The organism is Sinorhizobium alkalisoli (assembly GCF_008932245.1).
GTDB classification, from domain to species: domain Bacteria; phylum Pseudomonadota; class Alphaproteobacteria; order Rhizobiales; family Rhizobiaceae; genus Sinorhizobium; species Sinorhizobium alkalisoli.
Genome location: NZ_CP034909.1, coordinates 124,313 through 139,035, shown reverse-complemented (window position 1 = coordinate 139,035; position 14,723 = coordinate 124,313). Strand labels below are relative to the sequence as shown.

The 14,723-nt window shown below is 62.4% G+C and carries 16 protein-coding genes, 1 tRNA gene and 1 riboswitch; of the genes, 8 read left to right on the top strand and 9 right to left on the bottom strand.

Annotated elements, in window-relative coordinates; all coding sequences use genetic code 11:
* Window positions 1-29 precede the first annotated feature (29 nt).
* The 5 genes from EKH55_RS00670 (at window position 30) to EKH55_RS00650 (ending at window position 3,884) form a co-directional block, all read left to right on the top strand.
* Window positions 30-557, top strand: a complete 528-nt coding sequence (locus EKH55_RS00670; protein ID WP_069459585.1) for a winged helix-turn-helix transcriptional regulator — start codon at window positions 30-32, stop codon at window positions 555-557.
* Window positions 558-902: 345 nt separating this feature from the next.
* Window positions 903-1,541, top strand: coding sequence for a S24 family peptidase (locus EKH55_RS00665; protein WP_069459996.1), 639 nt, complete (start codon window positions 903-905; stop codon window positions 1,539-1,541).
* A gap of 13 nt (window positions 1,542-1,554) precedes the next feature.
* The gene (locus EKH55_RS00660) at window positions 1,555-2,355 is read left to right on the top strand and encodes a thermonuclease family protein (RefSeq protein WP_069459586.1); all 801 of its coding nucleotides are present in this window, start codon (window positions 1,555-1,557) and stop codon (window positions 2,353-2,355) included.
* A 27-nt stretch (window positions 2,356-2,382) separates the two neighbouring features.
* Window positions 2,383-2,793, top strand: a complete 411-nt coding sequence (locus tag EKH55_RS00655; protein WP_069459587.1) for a tellurite resistance TerB family protein — start codon at window positions 2,383-2,385, stop codon at window positions 2,791-2,793.
* Between the two features lie 269 nt (window positions 2,794-3,062).
* The gene (locus EKH55_RS00650) at window positions 3,063-3,884 is read left to right on the top strand and encodes a sterol desaturase family protein (protein WP_151610784.1); all 822 of its coding nucleotides are present in this window, start codon (window positions 3,063-3,065) and stop codon (window positions 3,882-3,884) included.
* Between the two features lie 42 nt (window positions 3,885-3,926).
* Here the strand turns inward: EKH55_RS00650 and EKH55_RS00645 are convergent, their stop codons facing one another.
* The 3 genes from EKH55_RS00645 to EKH55_RS00635 form a co-directional block, all read right to left on the bottom strand.
* Window positions 3,927-4,769: a transporter substrate-binding domain-containing protein gene (locus EKH55_RS00645; RefSeq protein WP_425353242.1), complete on the bottom strand. Its 843-nt coding sequence runs from the start codon at window positions 4,767-4,769 to the stop codon at window positions 3,927-3,929.
* A 44-nt stretch (window positions 4,770-4,813) separates the two neighbouring features.
* Window positions 4,814-4,888 (bottom strand) — tRNA-Gly (locus EKH55_RS00640).
* Between the two features lie 49 nt (window positions 4,889-4,937).
* On the bottom strand, window positions 4,938-6,035 hold the full coding sequence (locus EKH55_RS00635) for a 2'-deoxycytidine 5'-triphosphate deaminase (protein ID WP_069459589.1): 1,098 nt from the start codon (window positions 6,033-6,035) through the stop codon (window positions 4,938-4,940).
* A gap of 75 nt (window positions 6,036-6,110) precedes the next feature.
* A riboswitch (SAM riboswitch) is annotated at window positions 6,111-6,189 on the top strand.
* A gap of 43 nt (window positions 6,190-6,232) precedes the next feature.
* On the opposite strand from EKH55_RS00635, the gene EKH55_RS00630 reads away from it, so the two are divergent.
* The gene (locus tag EKH55_RS00630; RefSeq protein WP_069459590.1) at window positions 6,233-7,417 is read left to right on the top strand and encodes an O-succinylhomoserine sulfhydrylase; all 1,185 of its coding nucleotides are present in this window, start codon (window positions 6,233-6,235) and stop codon (window positions 7,415-7,417) included.
* 58 nt (window positions 7,418-7,475) lie between these two features.
* Here EKH55_RS00630 and EKH55_RS00625 read toward each other — a convergent pair whose 3' ends face one another.
* Window positions 7,476-8,090 carry a CDP-alcohol phosphatidyltransferase family protein gene (locus EKH55_RS00625; protein ID WP_069459591.1) on the bottom strand — a complete coding sequence of 205 codons (615 nt, stop codon included), beginning with the start codon at window positions 8,088-8,090 and terminating at the stop codon, window positions 7,476-7,478.
* Window positions 8,091-8,203: 113 nt separating this feature from the next.
* Here EKH55_RS00625 and apaG point away from each other — a divergent pair, with 113 nt between their 5' ends.
* The gene (gene apaG, locus EKH55_RS00620; protein WP_069459592.1) at window positions 8,204-8,596 is read left to right on the top strand and encodes a Co2+/Mg2+ efflux protein ApaG; all 393 of its coding nucleotides are present in this window, start codon (window positions 8,204-8,206) and stop codon (window positions 8,594-8,596) included.
* A 152-nt stretch (window positions 8,597-8,748) separates the two neighbouring features.
* Here apaG and EKH55_RS00615 read toward each other — a convergent pair whose 3' ends face one another.
* The 3 genes from EKH55_RS00615 to EKH55_RS00605 form a co-directional block, all read right to left on the bottom strand.
* Window positions 8,749-9,744: an Hsp33 family molecular chaperone gene (locus tag EKH55_RS00615; RefSeq protein WP_069459998.1), complete on the bottom strand. Its 996-nt coding sequence runs from the start codon at window positions 9,742-9,744 to the stop codon at window positions 8,749-8,751.
* A 281-nt stretch (window positions 9,745-10,025) separates the two neighbouring features.
* Window positions 10,026-10,943 (bottom strand): ornithine carbamoyltransferase, encoded by a 918-nt coding sequence (gene argF, locus EKH55_RS00610; RefSeq protein ID WP_069459593.1) that lies wholly within the window; start codon window positions 10,941-10,943, stop codon window positions 10,026-10,028.
* Window positions 10,944-11,012: 69 nt separating this feature from the next.
* Window positions 11,013-12,212 (bottom strand): aspartate aminotransferase family protein, encoded by a 1,200-nt coding sequence (locus tag EKH55_RS00605; protein ID WP_151610783.1) that lies wholly within the window; start codon window positions 12,210-12,212, stop codon window positions 11,013-11,015.
* Between the two features lie 417 nt (window positions 12,213-12,629).
* Here EKH55_RS00605 and EKH55_RS00600 point away from each other — a divergent pair, with 417 nt between their 5' ends.
* A complete protein-coding gene (locus EKH55_RS00600; protein WP_069459594.1) occupies window positions 12,630-13,148 on the top strand; it encodes a GcrA family cell cycle regulator in 519 nt (172 codons plus the stop codon).
* A gap of 77 nt (window positions 13,149-13,225) precedes the next feature.
* Here the strand turns inward: EKH55_RS00600 and phoB are convergent, their stop codons facing one another.
* Together phoB and phoU are read right to left on the bottom strand one after the other, a co-directional pair.
* A complete protein-coding gene (phoB, locus tag EKH55_RS00595; RefSeq protein WP_069459595.1) occupies window positions 13,226-13,909 on the bottom strand; it encodes a phosphate regulon transcriptional regulator PhoB in 684 nt (227 codons plus the stop codon).
* 61 nt (window positions 13,910-13,970) lie between these two features.
* Entirely contained in the window at window positions 13,971-14,684 is a 714-nt protein-coding gene (phoU, locus tag EKH55_RS00590; RefSeq protein ID WP_069459596.1) for a phosphate signaling complex protein PhoU, read from the bottom strand.
* Between the last annotated feature and the right edge of the window lie 39 nt (window positions 14,685-14,723).

Genomic DNA, 14,723 nt, shown 5'->3' with positions numbered 1-14,723 from the left:
AGCGCCGTACCCGCCCGCTGGAGGCCAACATGACTGACGACCATCGCTCGGGCTGCCCGATCAACCTCTCGCTCGAAGTCTTCGGGGATAAATGGAGCCTCTTGATCATCCGCGACATGATCTTCGGCGGCAAGCGGCATTTCCGCGAGCTGTTGCGCTCCGAGGAAGGGATTTCCTCTAATATCCTCGCCGATCGACTGAAGACGCTTACGGAGTCCGGTATGCTCACGAAGAGCGCCGATCCCAGCCATAAGCAGAAGGCAATCTACAGCCTCACGGAAAAGGCGATCGCGCTGGTGCCGATCATGGCGCATCTCGGCGCCTGGGGTCGGCGCTACCTGCCTGTGAGCGAGGAGCTCAGCATCCGCGCGCGACTGATGGAAGAAGGCGGACCGGAGCTATGGGAGCGCTTCATGGACGAACTCAGGGCGGAACATCTCGGCCCTGTCGCGAAGCCGTCGGAGGAGATTTCCGTTCGCCGCGCCCTGCAGTCGGCCTATGAGGAAGTTGTCGGCCGCAAGACAATGCAACGGGAGCTCGACGAACCCAGCGGATAGCGCATCGGCCCGAAATCGGAAGTGCGTTTCGGAAGGCCTATGCCGGATTCGAAGAGCTGCGGCGACCCTTGCGCGTCTGAAAAGACACGCGGCGCTGTACTACGGCAAAGTTCGAGGACTATTTTCCTGTGCGTTCTTTACGGCCTTCCACTGCTCGGATAGTCTAGGCCTACGGCGTCCTTTGTGCGCTCCAAAGGACGAACGTTGCACCTGATCGGTTTGATGAAAGGCGCACCAGTTTTTATAGCGTCGTCTCCCCCCTCGAGCGCCAGGCACAGCTGGGCGATGTGCATTGGGAGCGATGGCAAGGGACGGCGTCGATCGCGTTCGGGGATGGAATTCGACATGCTCTCACACGACAGCATCTGGCGCGCGATCGACGCGCTGGCAGAGCGTCATCGGCTTTCGCCTTCGGGGCTCGCGCGCCGGGCCGGCCTTGATCCGACCTCCTTCAACCGCTCGAAACGCAAATCCCGCGACGGCCGCGATCGCTGGCCCTCGACGGAATCGATCTCGAAAATCCTCGATGCAACCGGCGCGACGGTTGAGCAGTTCACTGCACTCCTGCAGCCCGGGAGTGGGGCTGCGCGCCCGGCGGGTATTCCGCTGCTCGGCTTCGCCCAGGCCGGTTCCGGCGGATATTTCGATGACGGCGGCTTTCCGGCCGGGCAAGGCTGGGATGAGATCGACTTTCCCGTCTCTGATGGGGATAGGGCGGGGGTCTATGCGCTCGAAGTCCAGGGCGACAGCATGCTGCCGCTTTACCGTGACGGCGACATCCTTATTATCGACCCGAGCGCCCACGTGCGGCGCGGCGACCGCGTTGTCGTCCGGACACAAGGGGGCGAAGTCATGGCCAAGATCCTGGCGCGACAGACACCACGCGGCATCGAGCTCATGTCGCTCAACCCCGAACACCCCGATCGCAGTTTCGAGATGAAGGACGTCGAATGGATTGCCCGGATCCTCTGGGCCAGCCAGTAGGACATTCTTGCCGATGCGGCAGCAACTCTTCACCATCGCTGGCGCACTCGCCGCCATTCTGTTCTTTGCCGGTCTCCTGATGGGTGGCGCCGTCGCCATTCGCGACCGCGAACGCGCTTTGCCGCAAGATTTCGTTCTCGATACGCCGGATCTTGCTGCCACGGAAGAGACCACCCCGTTGCAGGACGTGCCCGCCTCGCCCAGGTCACCCGCTGCCGAAAAGGAAGGCGCTGCCGGACAGGGCGCAACCGAAAAGACCGCCCGCCTGCCCTTACGCTCCGTCGATCCCGACCTATTCGCCCTTCCGGAAGACCAGCTTGCGCGGCCGCTTGAACGCATCGCGCCGCGCCCTCCACTGTCCGGGCCGGATAAAGTCCATAAGCCTTCGCCGATCGTTCTTCACCGCCCCGTCGCCCTTGCCGCGGGGCTGGTCAAATCCGGCGACCTCACGCTGCAATTCAGGGAGATAGAGCCGGAAGGCGTCGAAAAGGTCTGCGGGGGAAATGGCGAGGCCTGGCCTTGCGGTATGATCGCGCGCACGGCGTTCCGCAATTTCCTCAGGGGTCGAGCGCTCGTTTGCGATCACATGGAAGAGAAGCCGGACGGAGCCGCGGTCGCCACCTGCTCCGTCGGCGGTCGGAACGCTGCCGAATGGCTTGCGGCGAACGGCTGGGCCATTGCTCTGCCGGGCACATCTCTCGAGGCGGCGACAAACGCCGCGCGAAAAGCGAGGCGTGGCATCTATGGCGAGGATCCGAGGGATCGCGGATCGGCCTCGGGAGGCTTGCAAGCCGGAAGCGAGATTCCCAACTAACCGCTGTTACCTTCCTGGAGTGACCCGATGCCCTCAAGCCTCAGCCAACATGAAGCCCTTGTCTACGTCATGGTGATGATGTCTGCCGTCGACCGCGACATGACCGATGATGAATTCGCGCGTATCGGCGGGCTCGTGCGGTTCCTGCCGGCCTTCGACGGCTTCGACGAGAACGAACTGATTCACATCGGTCGCGAGTGCGCAACCCAGCTTGCCGCTCCCGAGGGCCTTGATGTCACCCTCGAGATGCTGCGCGAGGCACTGCCGCAGCGGCTTCATGATACGGCCTATGCGCTTGCCGTGGAAATCGCTGCCGCCGATCAGCGCATCCGCAACGAGGAGATCCGCCTCCTCCAGTTGCTGCGTGACCGGCTGCAGTTGGACAAACTCACCTGTGCTGCGATCGAACGCGGCGCAATCGCGCGCTTCCGCAGATAGCGCCGGCGGACCGGTCTTTGACAGCACGCCGCGACGCATCCTATCGTCTACAGCGCCGCGCGTCTATTGGACGCGCAAAGGTCGCTGTAGCACTTTGAATTGCTGCATGTCTTTGTCCTTTGATCGAGGTCGATTAAAGGAGACATGCAGTAGCGCATCGGTCCGAAATCGTACCCGATTTTCGGAAAGCTCGATGCGCAGATTCAAAGCGTTACAGCGACCTTTGCGCGTCTGAAGAGACGCGCGGCGCTGTAGCGGGTTGATCAGGAATGACGGACGAACAGCTTTTCTTGGGTTTCGCTGAACCGGTCTGGCGGCTGGTGGCCTTTACGACTGCCTTCGCTGCCCTGGCCGTCCTCGAGCTCTTGCACCCGCGGCTCGAACGGCCGGAACTGACGCGCATGCTGAAGGGCCGTCGCTGGGCGACGAATTTCGCAATTTTCGTTGCGTCTTCCGTGCTTTTGCGCATCGCCTTTCCGGCAGCCGCCGTCGGCGTCGCAATCTGGACTGAAGCGCGCGGGATCGGCATCCTGCCCGGCTTCGGCGTCACGCAGCTTCTCGGCGGGATCATCGCCTTCGTTGCGCTCGACTTTGCCGTCTGGCTGGAGCACGTGGTGTTCCACAAAGTCCCTCTGCTGTGGCGCGTCCACCGGGTCCATCACAGCGACCCCGGGGTGGACGTGACGACGGCGCTTCGCTTCCATCCGCTGGAGATCCTGCTCTCGATGGTCTGGAAGGGCCTCGTCATTATGCTGCTCGGCGCCCCGGCGCTCGCCGTCCTGATCTTCGAGATCGTTCTCAATGCCTGCGCAATGTTCAACCACGCCAATCTGCGGCTGCCAGGCAAGGCCGACCGGTTCTTGCGGCGGGTGATCGTCACGCCGGACATGCACCGCATTCACCATTCCGTCGAGAGGGGCGAAACCGATTCCAATTACGGCTTCAACCTTTCCATCTGGGACCGGCTGTTTGCGACCTATGTCGCGCACCCGGCAAGCGGTGACGCGATCGAAACGGGCTTGAAGGTCTATGGGCGGGTCGACCCGACGAAGCTTGTCTGGTCGATGCTCCTGCCGTTTCGGCGAGAATAGCCCGCATAGGCGCGCGGCGCCGCCGGCCAGGCATTCAGCCGTTCAATAGATCCCATTCGGGAAATAGCGCAGGTAGATCTCTTCGAGCCCGCCGCTGCGCGAAAGTGCCAGCAGGGCATGGTCGATCGCCTGGGCCAGGGCGGGCTCGGTCTTGCGGCTGACGATCGTCAGCCCTTCGCCAAGGAAGCGGTGCGAGAAATAGGCGCCTTCCATCAGACTGCAGCAGCCGGCGGCCCCGCTGCCGGAAACCCAAAAGGAGAGTTGCATACCGTCGGAAAAGGCGGCCGCGATCGAGCCTTCCCGCAGGGCGGAGAGCATCGCATCCCGATCGGAAAAGGCCTGGGCTTTGAGCCGAGGGAAGAAGGCCTTGAACATAGCCTCGTGCGTCGTAGCGGAGACGACGCCTATGGGCTTGCCGGCGAGATCGGCTGGGCTTTCCAAGCCGTTTGCCGCCTTCGTGTTGAGAATGAAGCGGGCCGGCAATTGCATGAAAGCCCTGGAAAATGCAAAGCTCCGCCGCAGTTCCGGCGTGACGGCGATGCCGGCGGCGACCGCCTCCCCCCGCCCCTCTTCCAGAGCGGGGGCCAATTCCTCATAAGTCACCGCCTGGATCTGGCATTTCGGCTCGATCTCGAGTTCCCGACAAATTTCGCGGGCGAGGTCGACATGGAAGCCCGAGAGTTTTCCGGACTGGTCGATGAAGTTGAAGGGTGGAAAATCGACGGTGGTGAGAAAGCGCAATCGCGGTAGCGCGCTCAAGTCGGGTTTGGCGATGCGCTCGCGGGCGTCGAAAAGCAAAGGGAGGCCCTTCGGCTCGGCCAGCGCCGTACCGGCGGCAAGCGACGTGCAAACGGCCACGAATCCGACTATGGCCCGAAGCAGGATTTGAATTCCACTTGCCACGGCCCCACGCCCACGGGGGGAAGAAATGGAGCGGGTGATCGGGATCGAACCGACGACATCAAGCTTGGGAAGCTGGCGTTCTACCACTGAACTACACCCGCGTCAGAAGCGGAAATTTCCTCAACGGCCGCGATCTGTCAAGCACAATGCTCACTCGGCGCGAAAATGCTTTGAGAGCTTGAGCCCCTGCGCCTGGTAATTCGACCCGAGATCAAGGCCGTAGAGCCCGTCGGGTCGCTCCAGCATGTGCTCGTAGATCAGGCGCCCAACGATCTGCCCGTGTTCGAGAATGAAGGGCACCTCGTGGCTGCGGACCTCGAGCACCGCGCGGCTGCCGCTGCCCCCTGCGGAGGCATGGCCGAAGCCCGGGTCGAAAAAGCCGGCATAGTGGACGCGGAATTCGCCGACAAGCGGATCGAAGGGGGTCATTTCGGCGGCATAGAGAGGCGGCACGTGCACCGCCTCGCGCGAGACGAGGATGTAGAATTCGTCCGGATCGAGGATCAGATCGTCGCGGCCGCGGCTATAGAGTGGCTCCCAGAAGTCGAAGACGGGGTGTTGGGCCTTCTTGTCGACATCTACGACAGAGGTGTGGTGCTTGCCGCGATAGCCGATCAGCCCATCCGGACCGGTGCCCTTGAGATCGATCGATAGCGCGATGCCGCCGCCCGTGATGTTCGGCTGCTCGCTGGCAACGAGCGTGTCGCTCTCGTGCAGCGCCAGTAATTCCCGTTCGGAAAGCAGCGATTGCCCCACACGGAAGCGGATTTGCGAGAGCCGCGAGCCGCGGCGCACGACGATCGGGAAAGTCCGTGGGCTGATTTCAAGATAGAGCGGGCCGCTATAACCGGCCGGAATCTTATCGAACTCCTGTGCCCGGTCGGTGATGACGCGGGTGAAGATGTCGAGCCGTCCGGTCGAGCTTTTCGGGTTGGCCGAGGCCGACATGTTCTCCGGCAGCGCAAGGCTTTCCATCAACGGCACGATGTAGACGCAGCCCGTTTCCAACACCGCGCCTTCGCTGAGATCGACGACGTGCAGTTTCAGCCGATCGAGCTTGTCGGCGACAAGATGCGCCGGCCCAGGCATGAAGCTCGCGCGCACCCGGAAGGCCTTGGAACCGAGGCGAAGATCGAGGCTGGCCGGTTGGATCTGGTCATGATCCAGCGCCCTTTCGCTCTTCAACCGTCCCGAAGCGTGCAGCGCGGCAATCGCGCGGTCGGCCAATATCCCTGTTTCGCGGGCCATTGCGTTCCTCTTCTCAATCTGCCAGACAAAACCAAACTCCGGGAATTGACGCAAGCACAGCCAAGCAGTATTGCAGCTTTATCCCGTGGTGATTTGGCCGGTCGGCTTGCAGCCACGTTAAACAAATAGCTAAAAAGGCCGGGTTTCGAACCGGCCGTTTTGCGGCCGGTTTTTTTGTTTTTGAAAGTGATTGTCCGATGAGCAAGAACTGGCGCCCGGCAACCCAACTCGTCCACGGTGGAACGCTCCGCTCTGAGTATGGCGAAACCTCCGAAGCGATCTTCCTGACGCAAGGCTTCGTCTACGAGAGCTCGGAAGCCGCGGAAGCGCGCTTCAAGGGCGAGACCGACGGCTTCATCTACGCCCGCTACGGCAGCCCGACCAACGACATGTTCGAGAAGCGCATGTGCATGCTCGAAGGCGCCGAGGATGCGCGCGCCACCGCCTCCGGAATGGCGGCCGTATCCGCGGCGATCCTCTGCCAGGTGAAGGCCGGCGATCATATCGTTGCCGCGCGGGCGCTTTTCGGCTCCTGCCGCTGGGTCGTGGAGACGCTTGCGCCGAAATATGGCGTCGAATGCACCCTCGTCGACGGCCGCGATCTTGCCAATTGGGAGAAGGCGATCCGCCCGAATACCAAGGTCTTCTTCCTGGAAAGCCCGACCAATCCGACGCTGGAGGTCATCGACATCGCCGGCGTCGCCCGCCTCGCCGACCAGGTCGGCGCCAAGCTCGTCGTCGACAACGTCTTCGCGACGCCGCTCTTCCAGAAGCCGCTGGAACTCGGCGCCCATGTCGTCGTCTATTCCGCGACGAAGCACATCGACGGCCAGGGTCGCTGTCTTGGCGGCGTGGTGCTCTCCAGCAAGGAGTGGATCGACGAGAACCTGCACGATTATTTCCGCCACACCGGTCCGGCCATGTCTCCCTTCAACGCCTGGACGCTGCTGAAGGGCGTCGAAACCCTGCCGCTGCGTGTAAGACAGCAGACGGATAATGCGCGTCGAATTGCAGATTTCCTTGCCGAGCAGCCGCAGGTCGCTCGTGTTCTCTATCCGGGCCGCAGGGATCATCCGCAGGCCGACATCATCGCCAAGCAGATGAGCGGCGGTTCGACGCTTGTTGCCTTCGAACTCAAGGGCGGCAAGGAGGCGGCCTTCGCGCTGCAGAACGCGCTCGAGATCATAAGGATTTCCAACAATCTCGGCGACGCCAAGAGCCTGATCACGCATCCGGCAACGACGACCCACAAGAACCTCTCCGATGAAGCCCGGGCCGAACTCGGCATTTCCGCCGGCACCGTCCGCCTTTCGGCGGGCATCGAGGACGGCGACGACCTCATCGAGGATTTTGCGCAGGCGCTGAAGGGCGTCAAAGCCTGATCCGCTCAGCCTGAACCCGAAGGAGCTTTGGCCGCCTGCGTCACGCGCGGGCGGCTTTTCATTGTTTGTCCTGGAAAGCGAGACGCGCCAGCACGATCCGGGACAAAGCGGTGTAAAGACAGACAGCGGCGAAGAACGCGGCAAGAGTTGGAAACCAGGAAGGGAAAAGACAGCAGGCGAGAAAAAAGGCGATCGTCTCCGTCGCCTCGGCGATCCCCGTGGTGAAATAGAGCGATTTCGCGCCTCTTACCTCGGTCGTCATCGCCCGCTTTTCCGCCATGACGGCGAATGCGAGAAAGGTGGCGCCGTTGAGATAGAAGGAAAACAGCAGGAAGCCGCCGGCGAGGCCGTTGGCGGCCGAGTCGGCAATGACGAAAGCGAGCGGGATCGCGCCGTAGAAGGCGAAGTCGAGGACGATGTCGAGAAAGCCCCCGAGATCCGTCTTGCGGCTGGCGCGGGCGACGGCACCGTCGAGGCCATCACATAGCCGGCTGAACAGGATCAAGGCTGCGCCGGAGAAATAGAATTCAAAGGCGATCAGGACGGCGGCCAGAAGACCGAGCAGAAAACCGGCAATGGTCACCGTATCGGCCCCGACGCCATGGTTTGCAAGCGCCATTCCGATCCGATCCAGTATTGGCTCGAGCCGCCTGCGCACAGCCCCGTCGAGCATGTCTCAGTCCTTCAAGTGAAAATTGTGTACGACTCGGGCGATATTGCCGTTATTCTTCACGAAACCTTATTGCTATAGGATATCCGCACGGAATTGGAACAGGATGTCGAAACATGTATCGCGCACTCACTCGCGACATAGAAGTCACGGTAGAGCCGTACTATCTGGAAGAGCAGTCTGATCCCGACGACAGCCGTTATGTTTGGGGTTACCGCATCGTCATATCGAACCATTCCGAAATCGCCGTTCGGCTGGTGACCCGCTACTGGCATATTACCGACGAGAACGGGCAGGTCGACGAGGTCAGCGGATCCGGCGTTATCGGCGAACAGCCGCTGCTCAATCCCGGCGATACCTACGAATATTCCTCCGGCTGTCCGCTGGACACGCCTTCTGGCGTCATGTTCGGCCACTACAGCATGGAGGCGGAGGACGGAGAGACCTTCAACGTCGCGATCCCCGCCTTCTCGCTGGACACCCCCGGGCAGGTTCGCACACTGAACTAGCGCATCGGCCCGATTTTCGGAGAGCTCGATGCGCAGATCCAATGAATTACAGCGACATCAGCGCGCCTGAAAAGACGCGCGGCGCTGTGGTCCTGCCCCTTACTCCCCCATTCGAGAGCTGGAGCGGGGCGCACAGGCGCCCCGTCCGTCTGCTACCGCGAGTGCACCTCGGTCGCCTCGAAGCGATAGGTGGTGGAGCAGAATTCGCAGGTCACCTTGATCAGCCCGTCCTCGATGCTGCTCTCAATGTCCTCCTGACTGAGCCCCTCCAACACGTTGCGGATCTTATCGCGCGAGCAACTGCATCGATCGTAGACAGCCTGGGGCTGATAGACGCGGACGCCGCGCTCATGGAACAGCCGGTAGAGTAAGCGTTCGGTGCCGACCGTCGGGTCGGTGAGTTCGTCGGTGTCGATCGTCTCGACCATTACCTTGGCTTCTGTCCAGAGATCATCCTCCTCAAAGAGGCCGTTGCTGCTGCCATCGTCGCCGTCACCGCCGTGCAGGTCCGGCTGGCGCATCCGCTCCGGAGCCTCGGGCAGGAACTGAGCCACCATGCCGCCGGCGCGCCAGCGGTGCCGCGGCTTGCCGTTTTCGTCGCGGTCGAGTAGCTCGGCAACGCCGAGGCGCACCTTGGTCGGGATCTGCTCCGATTGGCGGAAATAAACGCCAGCGATCTCCTCGAGCGTCGCACCATCAAGCGCGACGATGCCCTGGTAGCGCTGCGTGTGGGCGCCCTGATCGATGGTGAAGGCCAGGATGCCCTTGCCCAGGAGCTCGTGCGGCTGAGTACGGCCGCCCTTCTCGGCTGCCGCAAGCGCCTCCTCGTCAAAGCGCGCATAGGCACGCACCCGGTCGGGCGTCGAAAAATCGGCAACGACGAGGTCGACCGGGCCATCGCTCTGCGTCTGCACGACGAGCTTGCCTTCGAATTTCAGCGAGGTGCCGAGCAAAACCGTCAGCACCACCGTCTCCGCGAGCAGCCGGGCAACCGGAAGCGGATAGTTGTGCCGCTCGAGGATCGCGTCGAGCATCGGACCAAGCTGAACGGCGCGGCCGCGGACGTCGAGATCCTCGACATGAAAGGGCACGACATGATCGTCACCGGCGAAATCGAACTCGCCCAGCCCCGGTGCTATCTCCGTCATCGCTTGCTCCTTGTCTCGCAGGCGCTGGTCGCCGGGCATCGAATGCCCTCGTGCAACCTGCCCGTTATCCCATTTGATCCCGTTGTGAACGGATTTGTCCAGAATTCACGGCCCGCCGACGGCGCCACTGCAGAAGCAGCCTCGCTCGTCCGGACGCTGGTTTTATGGGCGGCACTCGCAGCACTCATGCCGGAGCCACCCTCCATTTCGCCTAGATTGTGTCGATCCGGGCCGGATTCAAGCCTCCGCCGACCGCTTCACTTCGACCAGCGAAGGCCCCTTCAAACGACGCCGAGACACCAGGCGAGGATCGACTTTTGCGCGTGAAGCCGGTTTTCCGCCTCGTCGAAGACAACCGATTGCGGCCCGTCGATCACCTCATCCGTGACCTCCTCGCCGCGATGCGCCGGCAGACAATGCATGAACAAGGCATCGGGTGCCGCGTGCTTCATCAAAGCCTCGTTGACCTGATAGGGCTGGAAAACGTTGTGGCCGCGGGCGCGGTGCTCCTGGTTCATCGAGATCCACGTGTCGGTGACGACGCAGTCGGCGCCGGCGACGGCCTGCTCCGGTTCATGACACAGCAGAATCTCTCCGCCGTTGTTCCGAGCCCAGTTGAGGAACTTGTCCTGCGGCTCGGAGCCGAACGGGACCGCCATGTTCATCCGATAGCCGAAGCGCGCCGATCCCTCGATCAGAGAGTGCAACACGTTATTGCCGTCGCCCGTCCAAGCGATCGTTTTCGCCCCGACAGGCCCGCGGTGTTCCTCGAAGGTCATGATGTCCGCCATGATCTGGCAGGGATGCGTGTCGTCCGTAAGGCCATTGATGACCGGCACGGTCGCGTGCTCGGCCAATTCAAGGAGCCGGCGGTGGTCAGTGGTGCGAATCATGATCGCGTCGACGTAGCGCGAGAGGACCTTCGCCGTGTCGCCGATGGTTTCGGCCCGACCGAGCTGCATTTCGGTGCCAGAAAGAAACAGCGTCTCGCCACCGAGCTGCCGCATCCCGACATCGAAGGAGACGCGCGTACGGGTGGACGGTTTCTCGAAAATCATCGCCAGCATCTTGCCGGCAAGCGGCTTGTCGGCCGTTCCGGCCTTTGTCGCCGACTTGCGCATCCGGGCGTCGTCGATGATCGTCCTGAGGTCGACGGACGTCATGGCCGAAAGATCGAGAAAATGTCTGGTGGCGGTCATATTGCTGTATTTCCTGTGATAGTTCCGTGGATCTTAGGGCATCGGCACCGCGGAGGCGCCTCGCCGCAGTTAGGCGGCAGCTGTGCCGCCCGCGGCCCTCACAGCCTCTGCGGCGCGCTCGAGCCGCGCGAGCCCTTCCCTCGCTTCAGCCGCGGTGACGATCAGCGGCGGCAGGAGGCGCAGCACGTTCTCGCCTGCCGGAACAACGAGCAGCTTTTCGGCCCGGATCGCTTTCAAAAGGTCGGGTGAGGGCACTTTCGCCTTGATGCCAAGCATCAGCCCGTCGCCGCGGAGCTCTTCGATAATATCGGGGAAACGGTCCTTGAGCGAAGCGAGCCCCTGGCGGAACACGAGCGCGACGTCACGCACATTGTCAAGGAACCCCTCGGCGAGGACGACGTCGAGGACCGCATTACCGACGGCCATTGCCAGTGGATTGCCGCCGTAGGTCGAGCCGTGCGTCCCGGCCACCATGCCTGCGGCGGCCGCCTCCGTCGCCAGGCACGCGCCGAGCGGAAAACCACCGCCAATGCCCTTGGCGACGGCCATGATGTCGGGCCGGATACCTGCCCACTCGTGGGCAAAGAGCCTGCCGGTGCGGCCCACGCCGCACTGTACTTCATCAAGGATCAGCAGCAGCCCGAATTCATCGCAGAGCGCGCGCAATTCCTGCAGGAACTCCTTCGGGGCCAGGCGCACCCCACCCTCACCCTGGATCGGTTCGATCAGGATAGCCGCGGTCTCGTCGTTGATCGCGCTCTTTACGGCGGCGATATCGCCGAACGGCACCTGATAGAAACCGGGCGCCTTGGGTCCGAAGCCTTCAATGTATTTCTGCTGCCCCCCGGCGGCGATCGTGGCGATGGTACGGCCGTGGAATGCGCCTTCGAAGGTGATGACGTGGAACCGCTCCGGATGGCCCTTGGCAAAGTGATAGCGGCGCGCCGTCTTGATCGCGCATTCCAGCGCCTCGGCGCCCGAATTGGTGAAAAACACCCGGTCGGCAAAGGTGACCGCCGTCAAGCGCCGCGCAAGGCTCTCCTGCCCGGGAACATCATAGAGATTGGAGACGTGCCAGAGTTTCTCCGCCTGCGCCTTCAGCGCATCGATCAGATGCGGATGGGCATGCCCGAGCGAGTTCACGGCGACGCCGGCGGCGAAGTCGAGATAGCGGGTACCGTCTTCCGCGATCAGCCAGACGCCCTCGCCCCGCTCGAAACGCAACGGCGCACGCAAATAGGTATCATAGAGCGGCGGCGTTGCGGCCATCCGGGCTTCTCCTTCCTCAGCATCGCAGGCGGACCGTTCGATATCCGGCCCGAAAAAATCAAAATGCCGCCTTTCGGCGGCCGGAGGCACTATTCCCATTTCGCAGCGCAATGTCAAGAAAACCAAGGGCTGCGGCCACCTTGCGAACTCGGATTCCGCGTCGCAAAAAAATCGCGTCGCGGGGCTTGCAAAAATGCAACTATGAGCCAGCAAGTTGGGGAAAACCGCGAAATCGATTCGGCGCGATTCCGGCGACTCTTGCCACAGAGTCACCCTGCCGGTAGGTTAAGATTTAATTACTAGACGCATGCGGCGGACCTAGTCACCAAAATAGTTATCGCGTTGTGACTCCAGGGGTTTTCTGGAGGACGGTGATGGATTCTGCCCATCCCAGCGCCGAGAACGGGGAGTGCAGATATGAACTGGACTGACGAGCGGGTGGAGAAACTGAAGAAGCTGTGGTCCGAGGGCCTGAGCGCCAGCCAGATCGCGGCTCAACTGGGCGGCGTCAGTCGCAATGCCGTCATCGGCAAGGTACACCGGTTGAGCCTGCCGGGCCGCGCAAAGGCGGGCGGGACCACGACCCCCGCGCGCCCCAAGCGAGCGACCTCGGCGCCGCGTGCACCGAATTACGCCGCTCGGGCCGTCACCCGCACCGTCGCCCGCCCTGCCGGTGCGACCGTCCTCAAGGAAGAGGTGGCGGTCGACCTAGTCGCCGAACAGGAATTCGCACCCGATGCCAACATCGTCCTGCCGATGTCGCGCCGCCTGGAGCTGACGCAGCTCACCGAACGGACTTGCAAGTGGCCGATCGGCGATCCGCTAAAGGAGGAGTTTCACTTCTGCGGCAACGACTCGCCGGAATCCTCGCCCTATTGCAACTATCATGCGCGGCTTGCCTACCAGCCTTCGGCGGAACGCCGGCGCATCCGCTGACGTTCGATCTCGATCGCGCAACAACGCAAAAGGGCCCATGGGCCCTTTTTTGTTGGAAACAGCATTGATTTTCGAACTTACCCCTCGAGCGAGTAGCCGGCGCCGCGCACCGTCCTGATCACGTCGGGCATGTTGGAGAGGTTCAGCGCCTTGCGCAGGCGGCCGACATGGACATCGACCGTGCGTTCGTCCACGTAGATGTCGTGGCCCCAGACACCGTCAAGCAGTTGCGAGCGGGAAAAGACGCGTCCCGGCGAAGACATCAGAAACTCCAGCAGCCGGAACTCCGTCGGCCCGAGCCGAACCTCACGGCTGCGGCGATGGACGCGATGCGTCTCGCGGTCGAGTTCGATGTCGCCGCAGCGGAGCACCGTCGACAGGACCTCCGGTTTGGCGCGCCTCAACATCGCCTTGACCCGCGCCATCAGTTCCGGAGTCGAAAACGGCTTGACGACATAGTCGTCGGCGCCGGTCGCGAGCCCTCGCACGCGCTCGCTTTCCTCGCCGCGCGCCGTCAGCATGATGATCGGCAACCGCTCCGTTTCCGGTCTTTGTCGAAGTCTGCGGCAAAGCTCGATGCCGGAAACGCCGGGCAACATCCAGTCGAGGATCAAGAGGTCGGGCAGACGTTCCTGCAGGCGGATTTCAGCCTCGTCGCCGCGAAGAATAGTATCGACCTCGAAGCCCTCGGCTTCGAGGTTGTAGCGCAGCAGCACGCTCAGCGCCTCCTCGTCTTCGACAACAGCTATCTTCGGCAACATCTAAGCTACAACTCCTTGCCTCGGTCCATCAGTTGGAAGGCGCCCCTCTCCCCTTTCGGTGTCAGTCCGTCACCGACCCCATCGTTGCTGTCGTATCATCCTTCGGCCGCTCGCCTTCCGGCTGGGCGCCTGTCGCCATGTAATAGATCGTCTCGGCGATGTTGGTCGCATGGTCGCCGATCCGCTCGATGTTTTTGGCGCAGAAAAGAAGATGCGTGCAGGGTGTTATGTTGCGCGGATCCTCCATCATGTAGGTGAGCAATTCGCGGAAGAGCGACGTGTAGATCGCGTCGATCTCCTCGTCGCGCTGGCGAATGCTGTTGGCCTTCTCCGGCGAGCGCGAGGCAAAGACGTCAAGCACTTCCTTGAGCTGGACCAAAGCGAGTTCGGCCAAATGCTCGAGGCCGCGCGCGAGCTTGCGCGGGATTCCAGAGCCGGCAACCGCAATCACGCGTTTCGCGGTGTTCTTGCCGAGGTCGCCGACGCGCTCCAGGTCGGCCGCTATACGGATCGATCCCATGATTTCGCGCAGGTCCGATGCCATGGGCTGGCGCTTGGCGATGGTGACGATCGCCTTCTCGCCGATCTGGCGTTCGGCCTCGTCGAGGAGGGCGTCGTCCGAGATGACTTTCTGGGCGAGCGCCAGGTCGGAATTGACCAGGGCCCGGACGGAGTCGGCCACCATTTGCTCGGCGAGCCCTCCCATCTCGGAGATGCGGCGCGTGAGATACTTCAACTCGTCGTCGAAGGCGGACATTATGTGTGGATGGGTCATCTTATATTCCTCGGGACGCGCTCGATTGATCGTCGGTGG